Source organism: Alcaligenes sp. NLF5-7 (assembly GCF_024266725.1).
Classification (GTDB): Bacteria; Pseudomonadota; Gammaproteobacteria; order Burkholderiales; family Burkholderiaceae_B; genus Alcaligenes; species Alcaligenes phenolicus.
Genome location: NZ_CP100755.1, coordinates 3,115,876 through 3,139,448 on the forward strand (window position 1 = coordinate 3,115,876; position 23,573 = coordinate 3,139,448).

The 23,573-nt window shown below is 56.1% G+C and carries 21 protein-coding genes; 14 read left to right on the top strand and 7 right to left on the bottom strand.

Features of this window, described 5'->3' with window-relative positions; translation table 11 throughout:
- Positions 1–117: 117 nt before the first annotated feature.
- The 7 genes from lepA (at position 118) to rarD (ending at position 6,597) form a co-directional block, all read left to right on the top strand.
- Positions 118–1,911 carry a translation elongation factor 4 gene (gene lepA, locus MID00_RS14335; protein WP_009456571.1) on the top strand — a complete coding sequence of 598 codons (1,794 nt, stop codon included), beginning with the start codon at positions 118–120 and terminating at the stop codon, positions 1,909–1,911.
- Positions 1,912–1,975: 64 nt separating this feature from the next.
- On the top strand, positions 1,976–2,860 hold the full coding sequence (gene lepB, locus MID00_RS14340) for a signal peptidase I (RefSeq protein ID WP_009456564.1): 885 nt from the start codon (positions 1,976–1,978) through the stop codon (positions 2,858–2,860).
- Positions 2,860–3,618 (top strand): ribonuclease III, encoded by a 759-nt coding sequence (gene rnc, locus MID00_RS14345; RefSeq protein WP_009456563.1) that lies wholly within the window; start codon positions 2,860–2,862, stop codon positions 3,616–3,618. The genes lepB and rnc overlap by 1 nt, the downstream gene beginning before the upstream one ends.
- A complete protein-coding gene (gene era, locus MID00_RS14350; protein ID WP_009456562.1) occupies positions 3,615–4,505 on the top strand; it encodes a GTPase Era in 891 nt (296 codons plus the stop codon). The genes rnc and era overlap by 4 nt, the downstream gene beginning before the upstream one ends.
- Positions 4,498–5,088: a DNA repair protein RecO gene (recO, locus tag MID00_RS14355; RefSeq protein WP_026483095.1), complete on the top strand. Its 591-nt coding sequence runs from the start codon at positions 4,498–4,500 to the stop codon at positions 5,086–5,088. The genes era and recO overlap by 8 nt, the downstream gene beginning before the upstream one ends.
- A 1-nt stretch (position 5,089) precedes the next feature.
- Complete coding sequence (locus MID00_RS14360; RefSeq protein ID WP_254498976.1) at positions 5,090–5,695, top strand: PIN domain-containing protein; 606 nt, start codon at positions 5,090–5,092, stop codon at positions 5,693–5,695.
- Positions 5,692–6,597, top strand: coding sequence for an EamA family transporter RarD (rarD, locus tag MID00_RS14365; protein ID WP_250755912.1), 906 nt, complete (start codon positions 5,692–5,694; stop codon positions 6,595–6,597). The genes MID00_RS14360 and rarD overlap by 4 nt, the downstream gene beginning before the upstream one ends.
- Before the next feature lie 245 nt (positions 6,598–6,842).
- On the opposite strand, the gene epsC is transcribed toward rarD, so the two are convergent.
- From epsC to MID00_RS14385, 4 genes are all read right to left on the bottom strand, one after another.
- Complete coding sequence (epsC, locus tag MID00_RS14370) at positions 6,843–7,772, bottom strand: serine O-acetyltransferase EpsC (protein WP_021446866.1); 930 nt, start codon at positions 7,770–7,772, stop codon at positions 6,843–6,845.
- A 266-nt stretch (positions 7,773–8,038) separates the two neighbouring features.
- The gene (locus MID00_RS14375) at positions 8,039–8,749 is read right to left on the bottom strand and encodes a Bax inhibitor-1/YccA family protein (protein WP_254498977.1); all 711 of its coding nucleotides are present in this window, start codon (positions 8,747–8,749) and stop codon (positions 8,039–8,041) included.
- A gap of 81 nt (positions 8,750–8,830) precedes the next feature.
- Positions 8,831–9,253: a DNA polymerase III subunit chi gene (locus MID00_RS14380; RefSeq protein WP_009456558.1), complete on the bottom strand. Its 423-nt coding sequence runs from the start codon at positions 9,251–9,253 to the stop codon at positions 8,831–8,833.
- Between the two features lie 2 nt (positions 9,254–9,255).
- Positions 9,256–10,749: a leucyl aminopeptidase gene (locus MID00_RS14385; RefSeq protein ID WP_009456557.1), complete on the bottom strand. Its 1,494-nt coding sequence runs from the start codon at positions 10,747–10,749 to the stop codon at positions 9,256–9,258.
- A gap of 56 nt (positions 10,750–10,805) precedes the next feature.
- Between MID00_RS14385 and lptF the strand changes: the two genes are divergently transcribed.
- Positions 10,806–11,915 carry an LPS export ABC transporter permease LptF gene (gene lptF / locus MID00_RS14390; protein WP_021446865.1) on the top strand — a complete coding sequence of 370 codons (1,110 nt, stop codon included), beginning with the start codon at positions 10,806–10,808 and terminating at the stop codon, positions 11,913–11,915.
- A 66-nt stretch (positions 11,916–11,981) separates the two neighbouring features.
- Here the strand turns inward: lptF and MID00_RS14395 are convergent, their stop codons facing one another.
- Positions 11,982–12,875, bottom strand: coding sequence for a LysR family transcriptional regulator (locus MID00_RS14395; protein ID WP_009456556.1), 894 nt, complete (start codon positions 12,873–12,875; stop codon positions 11,982–11,984).
- Between the two features lie 165 nt (positions 12,876–13,040).
- On the opposite strand from MID00_RS14395, the gene MID00_RS14400 reads away from it, so the two are divergent.
- The 3 genes from MID00_RS14400 to MID00_RS14410 all read left to right on the top strand — a co-directional run bounded on the left by MID00_RS14400 (position 13,041) and on the right by MID00_RS14410 (position 16,113).
- Positions 13,041–14,534 carry a CoA-acylating methylmalonate-semialdehyde dehydrogenase gene (locus MID00_RS14400; protein WP_009456555.1) on the top strand — a complete coding sequence of 498 codons (1,494 nt, stop codon included), beginning with the start codon at positions 13,041–13,043 and terminating at the stop codon, positions 14,532–14,534.
- Between the two features lie 86 nt (positions 14,535–14,620).
- Entirely contained in the window at positions 14,621–15,571 is a 951-nt protein-coding gene (locus tag MID00_RS14405) for a CysB family HTH-type transcriptional regulator (RefSeq protein WP_009456554.1), read from the top strand.
- Positions 15,572–15,777: 206 nt separating this feature from the next.
- Complete coding sequence (locus tag MID00_RS14410) at positions 15,778–16,113, top strand: DUF2325 domain-containing protein (protein ID WP_254498978.1); 336 nt, start codon at positions 15,778–15,780, stop codon at positions 16,111–16,113.
- Between the two features lie 111 nt (positions 16,114–16,224).
- On the opposite strand, the gene MID00_RS14415 is transcribed toward MID00_RS14410, so the two are convergent.
- Complete coding sequence (locus MID00_RS14415) at positions 16,225–16,944, bottom strand: C40 family peptidase (protein ID WP_031232602.1); 720 nt, start codon at positions 16,942–16,944, stop codon at positions 16,225–16,227.
- Between the two features lie 346 nt (positions 16,945–17,290).
- Between MID00_RS14415 and MID00_RS14420 the strand changes: the two genes are divergently transcribed.
- From MID00_RS14420 to MID00_RS14430, 3 genes are all read left to right on the top strand, one after another.
- On the top strand, positions 17,291–18,595 hold the full coding sequence (locus tag MID00_RS14420) for an MFS transporter (RefSeq protein WP_026483086.1): 1,305 nt from the start codon (positions 17,291–17,293) through the stop codon (positions 18,593–18,595).
- Between the two features lie 97 nt (positions 18,596–18,692).
- A complete protein-coding gene (gene acs / locus MID00_RS14425; protein WP_026483085.1) occupies positions 18,693–20,678 on the top strand; it encodes an acetate--CoA ligase in 1,986 nt (661 codons plus the stop codon).
- A 164-nt stretch (positions 20,679–20,842) separates the two neighbouring features.
- Entirely contained in the window at positions 20,843–21,730 is an 888-nt protein-coding gene (locus MID00_RS14430; protein WP_031232600.1) for a DMT family transporter, read from the top strand.
- An 84-nt stretch (positions 21,731–21,814) separates the two neighbouring features.
- Here MID00_RS14430 and MID00_RS14435 read toward each other — a convergent pair whose 3' ends face one another.
- On the bottom strand, positions 21,815–23,461 hold the full coding sequence (locus MID00_RS14435; RefSeq protein WP_254498979.1) for an electron transfer flavoprotein-ubiquinone oxidoreductase: 1,647 nt from the start codon (positions 23,459–23,461) through the stop codon (positions 21,815–21,817).
- Positions 23,462–23,573 lie beyond the last annotated feature (112 nt).

Consider the following 23,573-nt stretch of genomic DNA (forward strand, 5'->3'; position numbering starts at 1 on the left):
CAGGACGGGTCTTGCGTTTTCGGCGCGTGGACTGAAAAGGGGCGTCATTGGCGCCCCTTTCTTGTGCCGTCTCTCTGGCATTGCGCCTCAACATTTTCTTTGTTTATTAACGGGTTTATGGATCACATCCGCAATTTCTCTATTATTGCCCATATCGATCATGGCAAATCGACCTTGGCTGACCGCCTGATCCAACGCTGTGGTGGCCTGGCCGACCGCGAGATGTCGACCCAGGTTCTGGATTCGATGGACATCGAGAAAGAGCGTGGCATCACGATTAAGGCCCAGACCGCCGCTTTGCACTACAAGGCTCAGGATGGCAAGGTATACAACCTGAACCTGATCGACACTCCCGGCCACGTTGACTTCTCCTATGAAGTCAGCCGTTCCTTGTCGGCCTGTGAAGGTGCCTTGCTGGTCGTGGACGCTTCCCAAGGTGTGGAAGCGCAGACTGTAGCCAACTGCTATACCGCTTTGGATCAGGGCGTGGAAGTGATCCCAGTGCTCAACAAAATGGACTTGCCTTCGGCTGACCCGGATGCAGCTCGCCAGGAAGTGGAAGACGTGATTGGCATTGATGCCAGTGACGCAATTGCCGCCAGTGCGAAAACCGGCCTGGGTATCGACGAGATTCTGGAAACCATCGTGGCGCGTGTTCCGCCGCCAGTGGGTGATCCGACTGCTCCCTTGCAAGCCCTGATCATTGACTCCTGGTTTGACAACTACGTGGGCGTGGTCATGCTGGTGCGCATCGTCAACGGTGTGCTCAAGCCCAAGGAAAAAATTCTGCTGATGGCCACCCGTGCGACGCACCTGGTCGAGCATATCGGTGTCTTTACCCCCAAGTCTGAAAACCGTCCTCATCTGTCTGCAGGCGAGGTGGGTTTCATTATTGCCGGCATTAAAGAGCTGGAACACGCCAAGGTTGGTGACACCATCACTCTGGCTGGCAAACCTGCTGAAAAAGCCTTGCCTGGCTTCAAGGAAGTGAAGCCTCAGGTGTTTGCCGGTTTGTACCCGGTGGAAAGCAGTGAGTACGACCAGCTGCGCGACTCTCTGGAAAAGCTCAAGCTGAACGACTCGTCCCTGATGTTCGAGCCCGAAGTGTCCCAGGCGCTGGGTTTTGGTTTCCGTTGCGGCTTCCTGGGTCTGCTTCATATGGAAATCGTCCAGGAGCGTCTGGAGCGCGAATTCGACATGGATATCATCACCACCGCACCGTCGGTGGTGTACGAGGTCGAGCGTCGTGACGGCGAAGTCTTGATGATTGAAAGCCCTTCCCGCATGCCGGAAGTGGCCCATATCGAAGACGTACGCGAGCCTATTGTTGTGGTTTCGCTGCTAATGCCGCAGGAATACGTAGGCCCGGTCATGACCCTGTGTACAGCCAAGCGCGGTTTGCAGTTAAATATGACCTATCATGGCCGTCAGGTGAACCTGGTCTATGAGATGCCTCTGGCCGAGATCGTGCTGGACTTCTTTGACCGACTCAAATCGGTATCGCGCGGCTACGCTTCCATGGACTACGAGTTCAAGGAATACCGTTCGGCCGATGTGGTCAAGGTTGATATCCTGATCAACGGCGACCGGGTTGATGCCCTGTCCATGATTGTGCACCGTAGCAACGCCCGTTACCGTGGACGCGAAGTGGTCGCCAAGATGCGCTCTCTGATTCCGCGGCAGATGTTTGATATTGCGATTCAGGCTGCCATTGGCGCCGAAGTTATTTCTCGCGAAAACGTCAAGGCATTGCGCAAGAACGTGCTGGCCAAGTGTTATGGCGGCGATATTTCTCGTAAGAAAAAGCTGCTTGAGAAGCAAAAAGCCGGTAAGAAGCGGATGAAGCAAGTTGGGAACGTGGAAATTCCGCAGGAAGCCTTTTTGGCAATTTTGCAGGTCGAGGATAAGTAATGCTCTGGTCGGCAGCTCAAGCCGACCACAGCCAGGACTGCTTTAATTTCTTTAAAGGAAACCGATGAGCTGGGATTTCGCTCTGATTTTGTTTGTACTGCTGATATTGACCGGCGCAATCTGGTTTTTGGATCGTTTCTCCCTGCGCTCGCGCCGTCTGGCGCGTGCGCAGGCCGCGATGCAGGCGGTACCGGAAACGGCAGCTCAAGACCCCGAGCACTTGCAGCAACTGCGCCAGGACGCTTATGACCAGGCCAACCGTATGCCGTGGTGGATTGAGTATGGCGTCAGTTTTTTCCCAGTCATTCTGTTCGTGTTTGTATTGCGCTCTTTTATCATCGAGCCTTTTCGCATTCCGTCGGGCTCCATGTTGCCCACGCTGAAAAATGGCGATTTGATTCTGGTGAACAAATACGAGTACGGCATTCGCCTGCCTGTCAGTGGTACCAAGGTTGTGCCTTTGGGCCATCCCGAGCGTGGCGATGTGATTGTGTTCCGCTATCCCGTTGATACCACTGTGGATTACATCAAGCGTGTGGTTGGTGTGCCCGGTGACCGCGTGGAGTACCGCGACAAGGTGCTGTCCGTGAATGGTCAAGTCATTACCCAAGTGCGCAGTGGCGATTACTACGAACCGGATCGCTCCGCCTACATTGGGCGCTATCTGGAAGAGCTGGGCAAGGTGCAGCACAATATCTTGCTGAACAAGACTCAGCCTCAGGGTTTGATGCCTATCGTGGCGTTCCCCAACCGCGACTCCTGTGAGTATTTCTCCAACGGTATCTCTTGTGTGGTGCCCGAAGGTAATTACTTCGTCATGGGAGACAATCGCGACAATAGTCTGGACAGTCGTTATTGGGGCTTTGTGCCCGATGAGAATATTGTGGGACGCGCCTTCTTTATCTGGATGAATTTCCGCGAACTTAGCCGTATAGGTCGCTTCCATTAATGAAACGTCTTGCTTTGCTTGAAGCCGCTATCGGCTACTCCTTCAAAGACACAGGCCTGCTTGAGCAGGCCTTGACCCATCGTAGCCACAGCGCTCGCCATAACGAGCGGCTGGAGTTCCTGGGGGATTCGGTCTTGAACTTCACGGTTGCGGCCTTGTTGTTCGACCGTTTCCAACGCATTGATGAAGGCGATCTGTCCCGCCTGCGAGCGAATCTGGTCAAACAGGCCGCTCTGGCGGAAATTGCTACTCGTCTGGGTTTGTCGGATTATTTGCGTCTGGGGGAAGGGGAGCTGAAAAGCGGTGGTTTCCGTCGTCCCTCCATTCTGGCAGACGCGCTGGAAGCCATTTTTGGCGCTGTCTTTCTGGACGCGGGCTTTACGCAAGCCCAAACCGTCATCACCCAGCTCTATGAGCCCATGCTGGTAGATGTGGACCCCAAAACCTTGGGGAAAGATCCCAAGACCTTGCTGCAGGAGCTGCTGCAAGGTCGCAAGCTGGATTTGCCGGTGTATACCGTGGTGGCCACCCATGGCGCAGCCCACGATCAGCTCTTCGATATCGAATGCACGATCGCCAAGCTCAACATCCATGTTCGTGCCAGTGGCAGCAGCCGTCGTGCGGCTGAACAAGCCGCCGCTACGCAGGCCATTGCTATTTTAGAAGCTGAATTTCCAGCCAAGACGACGCGCGCCAGTCGCCATCGTCGCCCCTCACAATTGACACTGCCTGTGGCAGTGTCGCAGGAAACAGAATGACAGAGACCCCTTTTCGCTGCGGCTTCGTGGCTATTGTTGGACGACCGAATGTCGGCAAGTCCACGCTGGCCAATGCCCTGATCGGCAGCAAGATTTCGATCGTGTCGCGCAAGGCGCAGACCACGCGTCACCGCATCAACAGTGTGCTGACGCGTGATCACGATCAAATGGTGTTTGTGGACACCCCCGGTTTTCAGACCAAGCACGGTGGGGCCATGAACCGCATGATGAACCGCGTCGTGACCCAGGCCCTGGCCGATGTGGACGTGGTGGTGCATGTGGTCGAAGCCGGCAAGTGGTCCGCTTCGGACGCCGAATTGCTGCCCATGCTGCCTAAAGGTGGCAAGACCATTCTGGTCATCAACAAGGTGGATGCCTTGAAAAGCAAGAATGACTTGCTGCCCTATATCGCCCGCCTGTCGCAGGAATTCGACTATGGTGCCGTGATTCCGGTCAGTGCTGCCAAGCGTCTGCAACTGGACCCTTTGCTGAACGAGATCGCCTCCCGCCTGCCTGAAGGCGAGGCCATGTTTGACGCTGACACCATTACCGACCGCTCGGTGCGCTTCATTACCTCGGAGCTGCTGCGCGAGAAGATCTTCCGCCTGGTGGGTGACGAGCTGCCGTACGGGTGTACCGTGGTTATCGAACAATGGGACGAGAACGAGCAGGGCGCGCGTATTTCGGCCTGCGTGGTGGTGGAGCGTGAAAGCCACCGTCCGATTCTGTTGGGAGCGGGTGGCATGCACATGAAGCGCATTGCAACCGAGGCTCGCCAAGATATTGCCAAGCTGATCGACAAGCCTGTGTTCCTGGATGTGTATATCAAGGTGCGCAAGGGCTGGTCCGATCGTGAAGCGGTCCTGCGCGACCTGGGGTATGAGTAATCCCCGTCATCGCTTTCAGGACGAAGCGGGCTACATACTGCACACCAGTGCCTGGCGTGAAACGTCCCTGATCTGTCATGCCTTTACGCGTAACCACGGGCTGGTGCCCCTGGTCGCGAAAGGCGCTAAAAGGCCGCATTCCATTTTGCGGCCTGCTTTGTCTGTGTTTCAGCCTTTGTTATTGGCCTGGTCGGGCAAGAATGAAGTCAAAACGCTGACACGGGCGGACTGCGCCGGGATTCGCCCCTTGAAAGGTCGTGCCCTGATGTCGGCCTGGTACATGAACGAATTGCTGATTCGTTTGTTGCCGCGTGAAGACCCACATCCTGTTCTGTTCGATGCCTACGAAGAGGCTCTGGTGCACTTGGCCCAGATTCCTCGTCCACCCGTGGCGGGGGCCTTGCGGCGCTTTGAGTGGGTGCTGCTGACCGAAACCGGCTATGGCTTTGATGAAGCCACGCCGGACTTTGACGATCCTGTCGGCGAGCCGGAGTTGCGCATACGCTTGCGCGAACGCCTGAACAGCTTGCTGGGTCGCCCCTTGCATACCCGCTCCGTTCTCATGCAGCTGCAACGCTATTGATATGGCCGTCTCCCTTCCTTCCGTGCTGGTTCTGGATACCTGCGTACTGATCTCCAACGTACTGCGCCGCCTGCTCCTGGCCCTGGCTGACGAGCAGTTGTTCAAGCCTGTCTGGAGTCCGGTGATCGGGGACGAATGGCGGCGTAATGCGGGCAGGTTGTGGAAAGTCATGCCCACCTCTATCGAGGAGCAGTGGGAAGCGCTGCAACAGCGTTACCCCGAAGCCGATTTAGGCGATAGCAGCGAGTTCAAGAAGGACTTGCGCTACTCCGATGCCAAGGACTGGCATGTGATCGCCACTGCCCGTTTGGCACAGCAGCGTTATCCCGGTCAGCCGGTGGGAATCCTGACCCGTAATCTGAAAGACTTTAATCGTTCCGAGCTGCGACGTCTGGGAATCAGCCTGTGGGAGCCGGATCAGTTTTTGGGTTTGCTCATGGCCGCTCATCCGGATGTGATGCAGCGCTTGCTGGATGGTTTGCCCGCTTTGATGCTGACGCCCGAAGCGCAGGCACTGAATACGCATACTTTGTTAAAGCGTGATCGTTTGTTCAGTGTGGGGCAGGCTTATTTGCGGCGTCAGAAAATGGATGAGGCGCACTCATGAAGCAAGGTGTATTGCTGTCGGTCCTGGCCTCCGCTTTATTTGCCTGCCTGTACTACTACGCTACCGTCTTGCACCCGCTCAGTGGCGAGCAGATTTTTGCCTGGCGCATTGTGCTGGGCTTGCCTGCCTTGGCTTTGGTGATCACGCGCGCACGACGCTGGCGGGAGGTACGTTGGGTTCTGCGACACTGGCCCGGTAATTGGCGCTATTTTGCCTTGCTCTTGCTGGCTGCAGCCCTGGTCGGGGTACAGCTCTGGATTTTTGTCTGGGCGCCTTTGCACCAGATGGCGCTGGACGTGTCCCTGGGCTACTTCCTCTTGCCGCTGATGATGGTGCTGGTAGGGCGGGTGATCTACAAAGACAGATTGAGCACTATTCAGTGGATTGCTGTGGCATTGGCCGGCGTGGGTGTGCTGCACGAGCTGTTCCGCGTAGGGAGCGTCTCCTGGGCGACAGCGGTGGTGGTTGTGGGTTATCCACCTTATTTCATGCTGCGCCGTTATCTGCGTCTGGGCTCGCTGGCTTCACTCTGGTTTGATCTGAGCTTCTTGTTCCTGCCAGCTTGCTGGCTGCTCTTTGTTCAAGACACGCAGATGTGGGGCCTGTTCGCGGATCAGCCTCGCTTGATCTGGCAGGTCCCGGTTCTGGGCCTGATCAGTTCCGTTGCACTGGTCAGCTATCTGTCTGCCAGTCGTCAGTTGCCTTTGGCCTTGTTTGGCATTCTGGGTTATGTGGAGCCGGTGCTCTTGTTCTGGGTGGCGTATTTGCTGCTGGACGAGCCCATGAGCGCGAATCAGTGGTGGACCTATATTCCGATCTGGATTGCCATTTCCTTGATGGCGATGGAAGGTTTCATCAAAATGTGGCGACCCGGACCCCCTGTGCCGCCTCCCAAGGCGTAAATTCTGCTAGTTAGTACCAGCCAGTGCCGAAGGGCAGTTAGCGTCTGCCCAGACGTTCTGGGGGCTTCCTGAATGAAGTAGAACTCCGATAGAAAACGACTCCTGAAAGACCCTCTCCAAAGTTGGATAGCTATCCATGCTTTTTGGAAGGACATGACAGGAGTCGTTTTTTTACTACGGGGCTCTTCTAGAGGAGATAGGCCGGGCCGTACCAGACTGGGTCCTGCGCGATATAAGCAGGCTGCTTAGCGCAGTTTCTCCGGGCAGTCAGGTTGATTGCGCAACAAATTTGCCTGGGTCACCGAACAACCCGCTGGTACGTCTTCCGTAATCCAGACATTCCCACCAATCGTGGAGCCCGCACCCAGCGTGACGCGGCCCAGAATCGTGGCACCCGCGTAAATAACCACGTCGTCTTCCACGATGGGGTGACGTGGCTGGCCTTTCAGCAGCAAGCCTTTTTCGTCCTTGCTAAAGCGCTTGGCACCCAGGGTGACGGCCTGATAAATACGAACCCGCTTGCCGATGATGGCGGTCTCGCCAATAACAACGCCGGTGCCGTGGTCGATGAAACAGGAGTGATCAATTTGCGCGCCGGGGTGAATATCAATACCGGTCTGACTATGGGCCAGTTCTGCAATAATGCGCGCCGTCAGGGGCAGTCCCAGATTGGTCAGAGCATGGGCGATGCGGTGATGGATCATGGCCAGCAGACCGGGATAGCACAGCAGTACCTCGTCCACATTGCGGGCAGCCGGGTCGCCTTGATAGGCGGCGACCACGTCCAGATCCAGGGTGCGGCGCAGGTCTGGCAGCTTGTTGGCAAAAGCCTGTATGGCCTTGTGTGCCTGCTCTTCAATGGTTTCGCGATCGTACTTGTCACCACGGAGCAGAGCAGCGCGTTGCAGCTCGATACGCGCCTGTTGCAGCAGCGTATTGAGCGCCTGGCCCAGGTGGTGGCCGACAAAGTGGTCTTCATACTCGCGACGCAGCTCCGGGCTGCCCAGACGCATGGGAAACAGAATGCCTTTGAGCTGCTCGGTCACTTGAATCAAAGCTTGTACCGACGGAAATTCCTGGCCTTCAAGCTCGTTCAAGCGTTGATGCGCCTGTCGCCACTCTTCGCGGGCCCCGCGCAGATTGTCGACGATATGTTGAGTTTCAAAGACTGCCACCAGTGTTCTCCAAAGGGGAAATTTTCTACAAGGTTTACTATACCCGCGCGTCTGAGCAAGGACACGAAAAACAGGGCGCTGCGTCAGGGTGATTCCCTTTGCCATGGCTCAGGCCTGGTCGTGCCGCTTCAAGGCCCCATGAGCTTGGGGCAAGACCAAGCAGATGAGGGGCATGGTCAGGTTTTCAAGCCAAAGTGCTTGAGCGTGCGGATAATAAAAAAAGCCCCCTTCGAAAAGGGGGCTTGGGGAGTGTGGGGTTCGCGATCTTATTCGCGGTTACCGCCCAGCACGCCTAAAAGCACCAGCAGGTTGCTGAAAATGTTGTAGACGTCCAGATAGATCGCCAGGGTGGCCGACACGTAGTTGGTTTCACCACCGTTGATGACGCGCTGCAGATCAACCAGCAAGAAGGCCGAGAAGATACCGATAGCCATCACGGAGATGGTCAGCATCAGCGCAGGCAGTTGCAGGAAGATGTTGGCCAAGGCCGCAACCAGCAAGATAACGGCACCGACAAACAGGAATTTCTGCATGCCGGAGAAATCACGCTTGGTGGTGCTGGCAATAGCTGCCATGGCGCCAAAGACCGCAGCGGTACCGCCAAAGGCCAGCATGATCAGTTGTGCGCCATTACCCATGCCCAGGACAAAGCCCAGCAGACGGGACAGCATCACACCCATGAAGAAGGTAAAGGCCATCAGCAGGGCGACACCCAGCGAGCTGTTCTTGTTCTTTTCGATCAGGAACATCAGGCCAAAGGCACCGACCAGGAAAACAATGGCGCTCAGGCCTGGGCTGGCGCCCATAACCCGGTTAATGCCGGAGGACAGGCCCAGCAAGGCTCCCAGCACGGTGGGAATCATGGACAGGGCCAGCAGCCAGTAGGTGTTGCGCAGGACGCGATTGCGAGCAATCAGCGACTGGGCGCCCAGGGTGCCGTTATGCTCAGGCAAGCTTGATTGACGAAATTCGCTCATGATGAGTCCTTAGAATACAGAGAGATCAGTGGTCAAGAATAACTGACAACTACCTGAATAATCAAGAATCTTCTTTATTATTCAAGCACCCAGTTTATGGGCATGCACTTGGCAGCCCTGTGCCTGGTACACACGCCAGCGTTCGCGAGCCTGGGTACGGTCAGCTTCCCGTTCGGAGACAATTTCCAATATACGCGGGAATTGTTCAAAACCGGGCGGGCATTGGGCATCCAGATTCAACAGCCAGCTTTGCTCACCTGCGGGCACGGGGGCGGCACTGGTCAACAAAACAGGGGTGGTGGCTGCCAAGGGGTCTTCCACACCGACGTGCGGGACAAAAGCCGTGGATTCAAAACCCCAGAGCAGGCGATCGAAACGGGCCAGTTGGCGGGCATCGGAAAGATACACCACCACCTGACGGCCCGCCTCGTAGTGCTTGCGCACGACCTCGCAGGCCATACGCAAGCGATCTGGCGCGCCGAAAGCGAAATCGACGCGGCTCATGCTTAGCGACACTGATTAAGCAGGTACTGAACCAGCAAAGGCACGGGACGGCCTGTGGCGCCCTTGTCCTTGCCGCTGCGCCAGGCAGTGCCGGCGATGTCCAGGTGAGCCCAGCGGTACGCTTTGGTGAAGCGGGACAGGAAGCAGGCGGCGGTTACCGAACCGGCTGGTGGGCCACCAATATTGGCCATATCAGCAAAGTTCGAGCGCAGTTGCTCCTGGTAGGCGTCGTCCATGGGCATGCGCCATGCCGTGTCACCCGTTTGCTTGCCAGCTTGCATCAGTTCATCAGCCAGGTCGTCGTCGGTCGAGAACAGGCCGGTGTTGACGTGGCCCAGAGCGACCACGCAAGCGCCGGTCAGGGTGGCCATATCAATCACGGCAGCGGGTTTGAAGCGCTCGACGTAGGTCAGGGCATCGCACAGGACCAGACGGCCTTCGGCGTCCGTGTTCAGGATCTCGATGGTCTGGCCAGACATGCTGGTCACGACGTCGCCCGGTTTATTGGCGCGGCCGCTGGGCATGTTCTCGCAAGAAGCCACTACAGCGATCACTTCACGGTCGATGTTCAGTTCGGCAATGGCGCGCATGGTGCCTAGAACGCTGGCAGCACCGCCCATGTCGTACTTCATTTCGTCCATATTGCCGGCTGGCTTGATGGAGATACCGCCCGAGTCGAAGGTCAGGCCCTTACCCACCAGAACGATAGGACCGTCCTCGTGTTTGGTCTTGGTGTTGGGGGTATGGCGCAGCACGATGAACGCAGGCGGTTCATCCGAGCCCTTGGCCACCGACAGGAACGAACCCATCTTCAAGGCTTCGATCTGCTTGCGCTCCAGCACTTCGGCCTTCAGCGTCTTGAATTCCTTGGCCAACTGCTTGGCGGTTTTGCCCAGGTAGGTAGGAGTGCAGATATTGCCGGGCAGGTCGGCCAGCAAGCGAGTCAGGTTGACGCCGTTACCAATGGCCTGACCTTGCTCCAGACCGGCCTTGGCTTCGCTGGCTTGGGTGCGGGCCGTCCACAGCAGGAACTGGCTCAGCTGGGGAGCAGGTTCGGGCTTGCTGAACGTGGCGGTGTAGCGGTAGCTGGCGCGGCATACGGCCACGGCAGCGTCCTGAGCGCGGCTGCGCAAGGTGGTGCCTTTGCAATCAATGCTGGCCAGGGCCGAAACGGCTTCTTTCAGGTCTGCTTTCAGGCAGTAAGAAGCAAGGCAGGCCTGGGCTTGCGTATGAGTTGCTGCTTTGTATTCCTCTTGAGCGCCTAAGCCGACTAAAATAACGCGTTCGGCCTTAACACCGGGCAGATTGCGCAGCACCAGGTGGGTATTGGGCTTGCCTTTAAACTCGGCTTTGACAGCAGCGCTCACAGCTCCGTTGCTGGCGCGGTCGATAAGTTCCGCTGCGGGGCTTAGAATGCCCTCGGCAAAGACGCCTACGCCTAGTGCGGCCGTCTTAATTTGGTGCAAAGAAGCGGATGTCTGTGTGCTAAATTCCATTCAACTATCCTCAGTGTGTCGCAAATCGTACCTGCGATTATCTCGCAAATTCTCATATGTCTCTATTTAAACGCTCTGCGGTATCCGAAATCTTAAGTCACAGTGGCGTTGTACTGTCCACTTTGCTGATTGTGTGGCTTAGTGTACTTCTGGTGCGTTTGTTAGGCGAAGCGGCCAATGGCACGATTGGCCCTGACGTGGTGCTGGGTCTGGCCGCCTTTTCCAGTATTACCGCCTTGCCGATTATTCTGGCCGTTTCCCTGTTCATTGCCGTGCTCACTACGGTGACGCGCAGCTTTCGGGAATCCGAAATGGTGGTCTGGTTTGCCAGCGGCCTGTCCTTGAAAAACTGGGTAACGCCCGTTTTGCAGTGTGCAGTGCCGGTTGCCATTCTGATTGCCGTTCTGACCTTGCAGGCTTCGCCATGGGCTTATCGTCAGATTGCCGAGTACCGCCAGCGTTTTGAGCAGCGCTCGGACCTGAGTAAGGTGACCGCCGGGCAGTTTATCGAGTCCGATGATGGTGCCCGTGTGTTTTACGCCGACTCCCCAGAAAAAGAAGGGGATGAGCTGGGTAATGTGATCGCCCGCGTGATCGACCCGCAGTGGCTCAGCATTGTGACTGCGCAAAGTGCCCGCATGGAAGAGCAGCCCAATGGCGATCGCTTTCTGGTCTTGAGCGAAGGCCATCGCTACGACTTGAAGCCCGGTCAGGCTGAATTCCGTATGGTGGACTTTGAAAGTTATGGCATGCGTCTGGAGAGCCGTGATGCAGGCAATACCGCTGAAACGATCCGCGCCCGTGCCGAGCAGCAGATCAAGGCTCGTCAAACCACCTTGTTACTCAGTGATGACGATGCCGAGGCGCGCTCACAGATCATGTGGCGCTTGGCTTTGCCCCTGGCGGCACTGAATCTGGCCTTGCTGGCGATTCCTCTGGGAGCGGTGAATCCCAGGATGGGACGCTCAGGCAATATTCTGGTGGCTGGTCTGGTAGGTCTGCTCTATATGAACCTGATCAACCTCTCGCGCGGCTGGATTCGTAATGGCCAATTGGGTTTTGAAATCGGTTTGTGGCTGGTTCATGCCATCTTCTTGCTGATCATGCTCTTCATGATGTGGCGTAAATTGCGCATCAAGGCACCTAAACCGCCAGCAGTAAGCTGATCGGCAAAAGGGGCGTCCAGCCCCCTTTTTGTGCCTGTCGAATGGCTTTTTGATCGGTTTGGCGGCTCAAGCCCCATCCAGCAAATCCTGCCGCTCTTCCACTGACTGCTTCAGAAAGTGCCACAGCCGAGTCAGGCTGGGGTTCTGGCGTTGCTCTTCATGACAGAACATCCAGAAGCGTCGACGCAATTCCACCTGGTCGGGTAGAACACAACGCAGGCGCGGATCGGTTTTTGCCAGGAAGCAGGGCAGAACGGCAATTCCTTGCCCCTGCAAGGTGGCCTGGTACTGCGCAATCACGCTGGTGCTGCGAAAGCGTACGGCGGCGGATCTGACGATTTCTTCCAGATAGCGCAGGCTGTCGCTGAACACCAGATCATCCACATAGGCAATAAAGCGATGCTGGGACAAATCCTGCACGCTTTCTATGGGCGGATGGCTGTTCAAATAATCCTGATGGGCATAGAGCCGCAAGCTGTAGTCTGCCAGGCGCGTACACCAGTAAGGGCCGCGTTGGGGGCGCTCCAGTGCAATGGCCAAGTCGGCATCCCGGCGTGACAGACTGATAGGGCGGGGTACAGGCAAAAGCTCCAGGGTCAGCTCTGGGTATTGGGCCTGGAAAATGCTGAGCAAGGGCGTCAGCACATAGCTGCCAAAGGCTTCGGTGCAGCCCAGGCGCAGCTTGCCGGTCAAGGGCCTGGCCTTGCCCGTAATCGCATCGCGAGCCGCCAGCAAGCGGCTCTCTACCGGCTCCATGCGTTGCTGCAGATTCTGCCCTTCGCTGGTCAGGCTATAGCCGCTGACCGTGGATTTGTGGAACAGCCGCAAGCCCAGCTCCTGCTCCAGCGCCTGGATACGGCGTGCCACGGTGCTGTGTTGAACGCCCAGCCGTTGAGCGGCAACGCTGATACGCTGGCAGCGGGCCACTTCCAGAAAGTAACGCAGATTATCCCAGTCCATCGTGATGGGCCCGCCCTGAAAAAGACTTGTGCATAAATGCCCAGCTCCTGTGCATTTTTCAACATGGTAAACGGGTCTTGAGGCTTCTACACTCGATGAGAACCCTCATACAAGTGGGATAACAAATAAGGCTTAGCCGCCTGAGCAATTCATTGGAGACATGCTATGACGGAAGTGGTTCGTGTACCTTTGCTGATCGATGGACAACATGTTCAATCCAAGAGCACCCGTTGGGACGATGTGCTCAATCCAGCCACCCAGGAAGTCGTGGCCCAAGTGCCTTACGCCACGATGGAAGAGCTGGAAACCATTATTGCCAGCTCGGCCAAGGCTTATGAGAGCTGGCGCCATTCCAGCCAGGGCGCGCGCATGCGCGTCATGCTGAATCTGCAGCGTCTGGTGCGTGAAAACAGTGCCAAGCTGGCTGAAGCCATCTCGCGTGAACACGGCAAGACTATGCCTGACGCTGAAGGTGAAGTAGGCCGCGGCCTGGAAGTGATCGAATACGCGTGTTCCATTGCTTCGATGCAATTGGGCGAATACGCAGAAAACGCTGCGGGCGGTATTGATGTCTACACCCTGATCCAGCCCTTGGGCGTGTGTGCCGGTGTGACCGCGTTCAACTTCCCGGTGATGCTGCCCTGCTTCATGTTCCCGCTGGCTGTGGCTTGCGGTAATACCTTCGTGCTCAAGCCTTCCGAGCAGGATCCTAGCGCCAGTCTGATGCTGGCTGAACTGGCTCTGGAAGCTGGCCTGCCTCCAGGAGTGCTGAACGTGGTCCACGGCGGTGCAGATATTGCCAATGCCCTGGTGACCCATCCTGAAGTCAAGGCTGTGTCCTTTATTGGTTCGACGGCCGTTGGCACCGAAATTCACCGTCGTGCCACTGAAGCAGGCAAGCGCTCGCAAGCCATGATGGGCGCCAAGAACCACTGCATTGTGATGCCTGATGCGGATCGTGATGTGGCGATCAACCAATTGCTGGGCGCTGCTTTTGGCGCGGCCGGCCAGCGCTGCATGGCGATCTCGGTAGCCGTGATGGTCGGCGAAACTGGCGAGTGGGTTGATGAACTGGTCAAACGTGCTGCCACCATGAAGGTCAACGTAGGTACGGACCGTCAGGCCGATCTGGGCCCCTTGGTCTCGCCGCGTGCTCGCCAGCGTGTGGAATCCTTGATTGAAGCCGGTGTACAGGAAGGTGCCAGCCTCTTGCTGGATGGTCGTGGCGTGAAAGTGCCTGGCTATGAAAGCGGTAACTTTGTCGGCCCAACCATCTTCAATGATGTGAAAGCCGATATGCGCATTTACGAAGAAGAAATCTTCGGACCCGTGCTGTGCATTGTGCGTGTCAATACGCTGGAAGAGGCGGTGCAGTTCATCAACCGCAACCCCAACGGTAATGGCGTGTCCATCTTCACCCAGGACGGCGGCCATGCGCGCTACTTCCAGAACCGTATTGACGTAGGCCAGATCGGTATCAATATTCCTATCCCTGTGCCGGTGGCCTGGTTCAGTTTTACTGGCTCGCGTGCGTCCAAGCTGGGTGATCTGGGTCCGAACGGCAAACAAGCCGTTCAGTTCTGGACACAGACCAAAACCGTGACGGCCCGCTGGCAAGCTCATGCCAATACGATGAATACAACAATCAGCATGACGTAATTGTTGAATCTATATATATAACTTAATGCAATAAGCGAGCTGTTCCTTATTACATATAATAGCCCTGTACCTGGGGCTATTAACATATGAATATTCAACAATTCCGCTTTGTCCGAGAGACCATCCGACGTAACTTCAATCTGACTGAAGCCGCTCGCTCGCTCTATACCTCCCAGCCGGGGGTGTCCAAAGCGATCATCGAGTTTGAAGATGAACTGGGCATCAAGATTTTTGAACGTCATGGAAAACGCATTAAGGGCTTGACCCGACCGGGCGAAGCTGTCGCCGAGGTGATCGACCGCATCATGCGCGAGATCGACAACCTCAAGCGTGTCAGCGACGACTTCGCCCGCCGTGATGAAGGCACCTTGGTGATCGCTTGTACCCACGCCCAGGCACGATATTTGCTGCCCAAGGTGATCCCTGAATTCCGCCGTCGCTTTCCCAAGGTCCATATGTCCTTGGCTGAAGGCAGCCCGCCTGTGCTGGCCCAGATGGTGATACACGAGCAGGCTGACGTGGCCATCGCTACCGAAACCCTGGCATTGACGCCGGGCCTGGTCGCTTTGCCGGTCTACACCTGGGAGCATACGGTGGTGGTGACGCCGGATCATCCACTGGCTGATCTGCCTGCCAACAAGCAGCTGTCCATTGAAACCCTGGCGCAGTACCCCATCGTGACTTATGACCATGCTTTCTCGGGTCGAGGTTCGATCGACGAGGCCTTTGCCAAGCATGGCATCACTCCGGATATTGTGCTGGAAGCTATTGATGCTGACGTGATCAAAACCTACGTTGATGTCGGTCTGGGTATCGGTATCATCGCAGGCATCGCGTTCGATCCGCGTCGTGACAAAGGTCTGGTGGGCCTGCCAGCGGGGCATTTGTTTGGCGCACACCACACCAAGGTGGCGGTGAAAGCCGGGGCTTTCCTGCGTGACTATATTTTTGAACTGCTGGAGATGCTGGCACCGGAATTGACCCGGGATGTGGTGCTGAGCGCTCTGGATGAGAAACAAGCTGGTGGCCCGTTGTAGAGCTAGCCGCTGTTTAGTTGGAAATACGGGCCATCGTGATTACACGGTGGCCCTTATTGTTTGTGCAGTCGGCGTGGTTTTGCAGGGCAGGTGAGAGCTTATGGTCAAAGGCTATAAGTAAAAATTGAAACAAGCTATCGACTCAATTGACTATGATAATAAGAATGATTATCATTATCCAGCTTTCTTAGCCAATGGAGCTTCCTGTGTCTCAATACGTCAGTGCAGTCGTGGTTGGAGCAGACCGTCTGGGGAACATTCCCGACTTGCTCAAGATCCACAATATCTCGATCAAACATCATATTAGCGGGCGTGATCCAGCCCACCAGAAAAAAACCCTGCAGTTGCCTTCCGGCACCGATTTGCTGATTTTGCTGACCGACTTCCTGGGTCACAACGTCATGAAAACCTTCCGGGCTGCTGCCTTGAAGTCCGGTATTCAAGTAGTTGCCTGCCGACGCTCGGTTTGTAGCATGAAGCAAGCCTTAACCCAATGCGGCTATTGTGAATCTTGTCCGCTCGGTAAGTCCAAGAGCCACTAGATTGGCGGCATGACTTACTGGGGCAAAGAAGGAATCTTTACAGATCAAAAAAAGCCACTGTTATGAAACAGTGGCTTTTTTGTGTGCTGCCGGTTTGGCAGCAGGGCGGTCTTATTTGACGCTACGCAAACGAGCTTCCGACTGCTGCGTATCGGCAGCCGCCAGACGGCGTGCGCCGTTATAGCGTTTTTTCCAGTAACCCACTTCCATGTTCTCGACGCGGACAACAGCGCCAGTGCGAGGGGCGTGGACAAATTTGTCATCACCCAGGTAAATGCCTACGTGAGAGAAACGAGCGCCACGAGTATTGAAGAAGACCAGGTCACCTTTGCGCAGCTCGCTACGGTTAACCGAAGTGCCTTCTTTGGCAATGTCCTTGGATTGGCGGGGTAGCTTCAGACCCAGGGACTTTTCAGCCACGTAGGACACCAGACCGCTGCAATCAAAGCCAGTGCTGGGAGCATCGCCACCAAAACTGTACTTCACGCCCAGGAAGTCCAGGGCGGCGTTGGCAAGGCCGTGGGTAGAGGAAGAAGCTTGGCTACTGCGGCTTTCGGCGCGCCCTTGGCGACGATCGCTGCTGTAAGCAATATTGATGTCGTTACGAGCGCGGTTGGCTAGATATGTACCCAGCGGGTCGGACTCGGTCTGGAATTCGTAGTCGGCGTAATAGCCGTGATCCAGTTCTGCACGATCTTTGTTCTGGCTGGACTGTTGAGTTCCAGTGGTGGCACACCCTGTCAGAGCGAGCGCGCCAGCTAACAAAAGATACTTGGCGCTGCGATAGGTAATGTGCAAAAGTGCGGGTGGATTCAGGTAATGTGGCGGCATGACCAGGGCTTTTTTAAGGACTTGGTGGGCAGCAGCACAACCTTGATGCCTATTTTTGCTGAAATTAGCAGCAATTGATGGGTATCAGGGCTGTAAGTATGGCTAAAAGCACCATACTTTGCCGGACGTTGCTGTGCGTTGAATGTTTGGCAGTGTACCGGATGATAATTGCACCGTAAAGCATTGTAGGAGTGTATTTTGCGATTGAATCATACTGTTGCAAAGTGCGGCTGACAGCGGTTTTCAGGCCCTGTGCATGGGTCCAGTGCTCTTCTTGCTGACTTGTTGAAAGTTAGCCGAAATAGAGCGAAGTTTTACTGTTTATAGGGATTGAATGATGCGATTTATGGGACAAGCCCTAGGGAAAGCCCTGAACGAAGGAGTACGGCTGCGCGAGTTGTGGGCTTGGGCTATGTATGATTTCGCAAACTCTGGCTACACCACCGTCATTTTGACCAGTGTTTACAGTGCCTATTTTGTTGGTGTCGTCGCCGAAGGCCGCAGCTGGGCTACCTTGGCGTGGACCTTGGCCTTGTCCGCTTCGTATTTGAGCATCATGTTGACCATGCCGGGGCTCGGTGCAAAAGCCGATGCACGTCAAGGCAAAAGGCGACTTTTGTTCAGCAGCACCATAGGCTGTGTGTCGGCAACCGTGATGCTGTATTGGGCCGGTCCCAATGACATTGTCTGGGCCCTGGTTTTTATCGCTTTATCCAATTATTGCTATTGCATAGGCGAGTCCATCATCGGCGCTTTCTTGCCGGAAATTGCCCGGCCTGACGCCTTGGGGCGTGTCTCCGGGTGGGGCTGGGGTTTTGGTTATTTTGGTGGCATGTTGGCCTTGGGACTTTCCCTGGCTTTTCTGACCTGGGCGACCTCGCAAGGGTGGACGGCTCAGGAGTATGTGCCGGGAATTGCCCTGATTACGGCTGCCTTGTTTGCCTTGTCAGCCTTGCCTTCTTTTCTGTTTCTGCGCGAACGCAGTGCACCCAGCGGGGCAGAGCAGCAGGGCATGTTGTCGCGCCTGATTGCATCGGCGCGTGATGTGCATCAGCATTTTCCCGATTTCCGCACCTTGTTGTTATGTGGTGCTGCCTATCAAGCCGGGATTGCCGTCATTATTACTTTGTCGGCGGTGTATGCCACCGAGGCCATGGGTTTCACCATGGCGCAAACCATGACACTGATCTTTACCGTCAATATTGCGGCCGCTGTGGGGGCTTTGTTGTTTGGACATGTGCAGGATCGCATCGGCCATAGACGTGCTCTAGCACTGACGCTGTGTGCCTGGCTGGTCATGGTGGGCATTGCTGTCAGCACGCGTTCCTTGGCGGGGTTCTGGGCGGCGGCAGCCGTCGCCGGGCTATGCATAGGGAGTAGCCAAAGTGCGGGGCGAGCCATGGTTGGACTGCTGGCTCCCAAGAGTCGTCTGGCTGAATTTTTCGCCTTGTGGACCTTTGCCATTCAACTGGCCGCAGTATGTGGTCCGCTGTCTTACGGTCTGGTGACTTGGCTAAGCGGCGGGAACCACCGCTTGGCTCTGGCCTGCACGGGATTATTCTTTCTGGCGGGCCTGCTGATCCTGTCGCGTTTGAATTTTCAGCGCGGCATTTTGGCCAAGAATCAAGCCGATCTCAGTTGTCAGGATTGAGTAAGTAAGGCGCGTTACGTTTATATAAAATTAAGCTGGGCTGCCCATGCGCGGCCCAAAAAAAACACCAAATCTGGAAAATAAAGGAGCCAACACCATGAGCGGTCCAACGTCTATTGAATCCGTCCTGTCGGAAAGCCGAGTCTTTCCCGTGTTCCCCAAACTGGAACGCGAAGCAAGCATTGCTGGCATGGCGGCCTACCAGGAGCTTTGCCAGAAAGCCGAGCAGGACAACCCCGGTTTCTGGGCGGAGTTGGCCCGTGATCGTCTGGTCTGGACCAAGCCTTTTACCCAGGTTCTGGACGACAGCAAGCCCCCGTTTTACAAGTGGTTCCATGATGGCGAGCTGAACGTCTCGGCCAACTGTCTGGACAAGCACCTTGGCACCCCCACTGAAAACAAAACTGCACTGATCTTTGAAGCCGACGGCGGTGAAGTCACCAAAGTGACCTTCCGCGAACTGTATGAACAGGTTTGCCAGTTTGCCAATGGTTTGAAAGCCCTGGGTTACAAGACGGGCGAACGTGCCCTGATCTACATGCCCATGTCGGTGCAGGCCATTGTGGCCATGCAAGCATGTGCCCGTTTGGGTATTACTCACTCCGTCGTGTTTGGTGGTTTCTCGGCCAAGAGCCTGCACGAACGGGCCGTGGATGTGGGCGCCTCCCTGGTCATTACCGCTGACGAACAGCGTCGTGGTGGCCGTGCCATCCCCCTGAAAAATGCAGTTGACGAAGCCCTGAGCGGCGGTGACTGCGAAGCCGTGCGTCACGTCATTGTGTACAAACGCACGGGCGGCCCCGTTGCCTGGCATGAAGGTCGCGATCTGTGGTGGGAAGATGCTGTCAAAGGTCAAGGCAGCGAGTGCCCAGCCGTGTCCGTGAATGCAGAGCACCCTCTGTTTGTTCTGTACACCTCCGGCTCTACGGGCAAGCCTAAAGGCGTGCAGCACTCCTCGGCAGGTTATCTGCTGGGTGCCATGCTGAGCGTGCAGTGGACCTTCGATGCCAAGGACAGCGATGTGTTCTGGTGTACCGCCGATATCGGTTGGGTAACAGGCCACACCTTCATCACTTACGGCCCTCTGGCTGCTGGCGTGACGCAGGTTGTGTTTGAAGGCGTGCCTACCTACCCGGATGCTGGCCGTTTCTGGAACATGATTGAACGCCACGGCGTGACGGTGTTCTACACCGCACCTACCGCTATTCGCTCCTTGACCAAGGCAGCCGAAGCGGACGAGGCCATTCATCCCAAGCAATACAATCTGGATACCCTGCGCATCATCGGTTCGGTGGGTGAACCCATCAACCCCGAAGCCTGGATGTGGTATTTCAAGAATGTGGGCCGCGAGCGTTGCCCTATTGTGGATACCTGGTGGCAAACGGAGACCGGCGGTCACGTCATTACTCCCTTGCCTGGCGCCACTCCCCTGAAACCCGGTTCCTGCGGCCTGCCGTTCCCCGGCATGGACGTTGCCATTGTGGACGAGGTGGGTGAAGAAGCGGAACGCGGCAATGGCGGTTTCCTGGTCATTCGCAAGCCTTGGCCCAATATGATCCGCACCATCTGGGGCGATCCAGACCGTTTTGTGAAAAGCTACTTCCCACCCGAGCTGAAAGGCTATTACCTGGCCGGTGACGGCGCACAGCGTGATACTGACGGTTACTTCTGGGTCATGGGCCGTATCGACGACGTGCTGAACGTTTCGGGTCACCGCTTGGGCACGATGGAAGTGGAGTCTGCTCTGGTGGCACACCCGCTGGTCGCTGAAGCCGCTGTTGTGGGCAAGCCTGACCCAACGACAGGTGAAGCCATTGTGGCCTTTGTGGTGCTGAATGGCGATCTGCCTTCCGGCGAAGAGGCCGACAAGGTTGCCACTGAGCTGCGCAATTGGGTAGGCAAGGAAATCGGTCCTATCGCCAAGCCTCGTGAGATCCGCTTTGGTGAAAACCTGCCCAAGACACGTTCGGGCAAGATCATGCGTCGTTTGCTGCGCTTTGTTGCCAATAACGAGCCGATCACCCAAGACGTATCCACGCTGGAGAATCCGGCTATTCTGGATCAGTTGTCCGAAGCACACTAATTTTTTTGGTAGTTCCTGTTTGACCCTGGTTTCTTTGCAGAGCCAGGGTTTTTTTATTTCTCCTGATTATTTTGTTACTGAAAACCTGCGCAGTGTGGAATTAGCCTAGCATTGAGTCCGTGGCCAAAACATCGGTCCATGAATTCAAAGAAAAGGGGAAAGGTTTGAGCGGGGAACAGCAGGCAGACAGGGGCGCTTTGGCGCTGATGGGCTTGGTGGTACTGACCTGGGGCATGAGCTGGGTCGTGATGAAGGCGATGACTGTCTACATCGGGCCAGTGGATCTGATTGCAGCACGCTATGCGGTGGCATTTGTTTTTTTATGGCTGGTGCTGCGTCTTAAAGGCGGGCATTTACGGCCTACGCCATGGAAGCTGAGCCTGGGTGTTGCCATTTTCCAGACTACCGGCTTTCAACTGCTTAGCCAGTTTTCCTTGCAAGCCGGTGGGGCAGGCAAGATGGTGGCCCTGGCCTACACCATGCCAATCTGGATTCTGCTGTTGTCCTGGCCCATGTTGGGGCAACGACCTCAGAAACGTCACGTAATGGGTATGGTGCCCGCAATTTTGGGCTTGATGCTTCTGATTGCGCCCTGGGAAGGAATGGGCGGCATACTTGGTTCGGTTCTGGCGACATTGAGTGGCGTGAGCTGGGCCTTGGGGGCGGTTTTCTCCAAACAGCTATTTGAGCGTCATCGAGTGGAGCTGCTCAATGCCACAGTCTGGCAGTGTCTTCTGGGGATTGTGATTGTTCTGCCCTTGAGCTTCCTGATTTCCCAGCGTCCTATCGTGATGGAATGGCAGATGTTCAGTGGCGTTCTGTACCTGGGCGTGATTGCAACTGGGGTAGGTTGGCTGCTGTGGATGGCGGTAGTCAGTCGTGTCAGCGCGACCTTGGCGGGGATGTCCAGTCTGGGCGTGCCTGCACTGACTGTTTTGCTGGCCTGGCTGTTGTTGGACGAATGGCCAACTCAACTGGAGTTAATGGGGACAGGCCTGATTCTATTGGGGCTGTTCGTAGTGAACTGGCCCAGCCGATCTCGCAAGTCATAGAGCAAAAAAAAGCCACCCTGAGGGGTGGCTTTTTCGACATTAATACTTCTGGCCTTGGCGGTGACACCAAGGCCAGATTTGTTTTTACATGCCGTTGTACACCGGACCTTCGCCGCCTTGCGGGGGAACCCAGACGATATTCTGGGTGGGGTCCTTGATGTCACAGGTTTTGCAGTGCACGCAGTTCTGTGCATTGATCTGCAGCTTGTCGTCGCCGGTTTCAGTCTTGATGAACTCGTATACGCCAGCCGGACAGAAACGGGCTTCGGGGCCACCGTAGCGAGCCAGGTTCACCGCCACAGGAACGGACGGATCTTTCAGCGTCAGGTGGACAGGTTCGTCTTCTTCGTGGTTGGTGTTTGAAATAAACACGGAGCTGAGACGATCGAAGGTGATCTTGCCATCTGGCTTGGGGTAGTCGATACGCGCGCATTCGGCTGCAGGCTGCAAACAGGCGTGGTCAGGCTTGTTGTTGCGCAGTGTCCAAGGCATTTTTCCTTTGAACAGGCCTTGCTCCACAAAGGTCATGACGGATGCAATCGAGCGGCCTTTCTTGAACCATTGCTTGAAGTTGCGGGCCTTGTTCAGCTCCTCATGCAGCCAGGACTGTTTGAACTTTTCGGCAAATTGTGACAGCTCGTCTTGCTTGCGTCCGGCTTGCAAGGCTTTAAAAGCGGCTTCAGCGGCCAGGGAGCCGGATTTGATCGCAGCGTGGCTACCCTTGATGCGCGAAGCATTCAGGAAACCGGCATCACAACCGACCAAAGCACCACCGGGGAAGCTGAGCTTGGGTAATGCCAGCAAACCACCGGCGGTCAGGGAGCGAGCCCCGTAAGCAATGCGCTTGCCACCTTCAAACGTGGCGCGCAGGGCAGGGTGGGTTTTGTAGCGCTGAAATTCTTCAAAGGGGGACAGCCAGGGGTTGGCGTAATCCAGACCGACTACCATCCCGACCATGACCAGATTGTTATCCAGGTGGTACAGGAAAGAGCCGCCGTAGGTGTCCGAATCCAGTGGCCAGCCAGCGGTGTGGATCACCAGGCCGGGCTGCGATTGGGAGGGGTCTACTTCCCACAATTCTTTAATGCCAATGCCGTAGCTTTGGGCATTGCGGGACTCGTCCAGCTTGAAACGCTCGGTCAGCTCACGGCCCAGGTGGCCACGCGAACCTTCGGCAAAAATGGTGTAGGACGCCAGCAGTTCCATGCCGGGTTGATAGTGGGCGGTGTGCGTGCCGTCGCGGGCCACACCCATATCGCCCGTCAGGACGCCACGGACCGCGCCGTTGTCGTCATACAGAATGTGGGCAGCGGCAAAGCCGGGGAAAATATCCACGCCCAGGGCCTCGGCCTGTTCACCCATCCATTGCACGACATTGCCCAGGCGAACAATGTAATTGCCATGGTTTTTAAAACAGTCAGGCAGCAACCACATCGGGGTGCTGCGTGCGCCTTTTTCGGTCAGGAAAAGGAATTTGTCTTCAGTCACCTCTACCGAAATAGGAGCGCCTTGCGCTTTCCAGTCTGGCAGCAGCTCGTCCAGGGCGCGCGTGTCCATGACAGCGCCTGACAGGATATGGGCACCCACTTCAGCGCCTTTTTCCAGGACACAGACGCTGATTTCTTGTTCTTTTTCTTGGGCGAGCTGTTTAAGACGTATCGCGGTGGCCAGGCCTGCAGGGCCAGCGCCGACGATAATAACGTCATATTCCATCGATTCACGTTCAGACATTGCTGCTGATCTCCTATTACGGCTTAGCGCTTTGTTCTTGATTGTTGGCGGGTGAAATTCGTGTACTGTGCGTACGGTCGATTGTATTGTAGTCTGAGCAATCCCGTTTTGA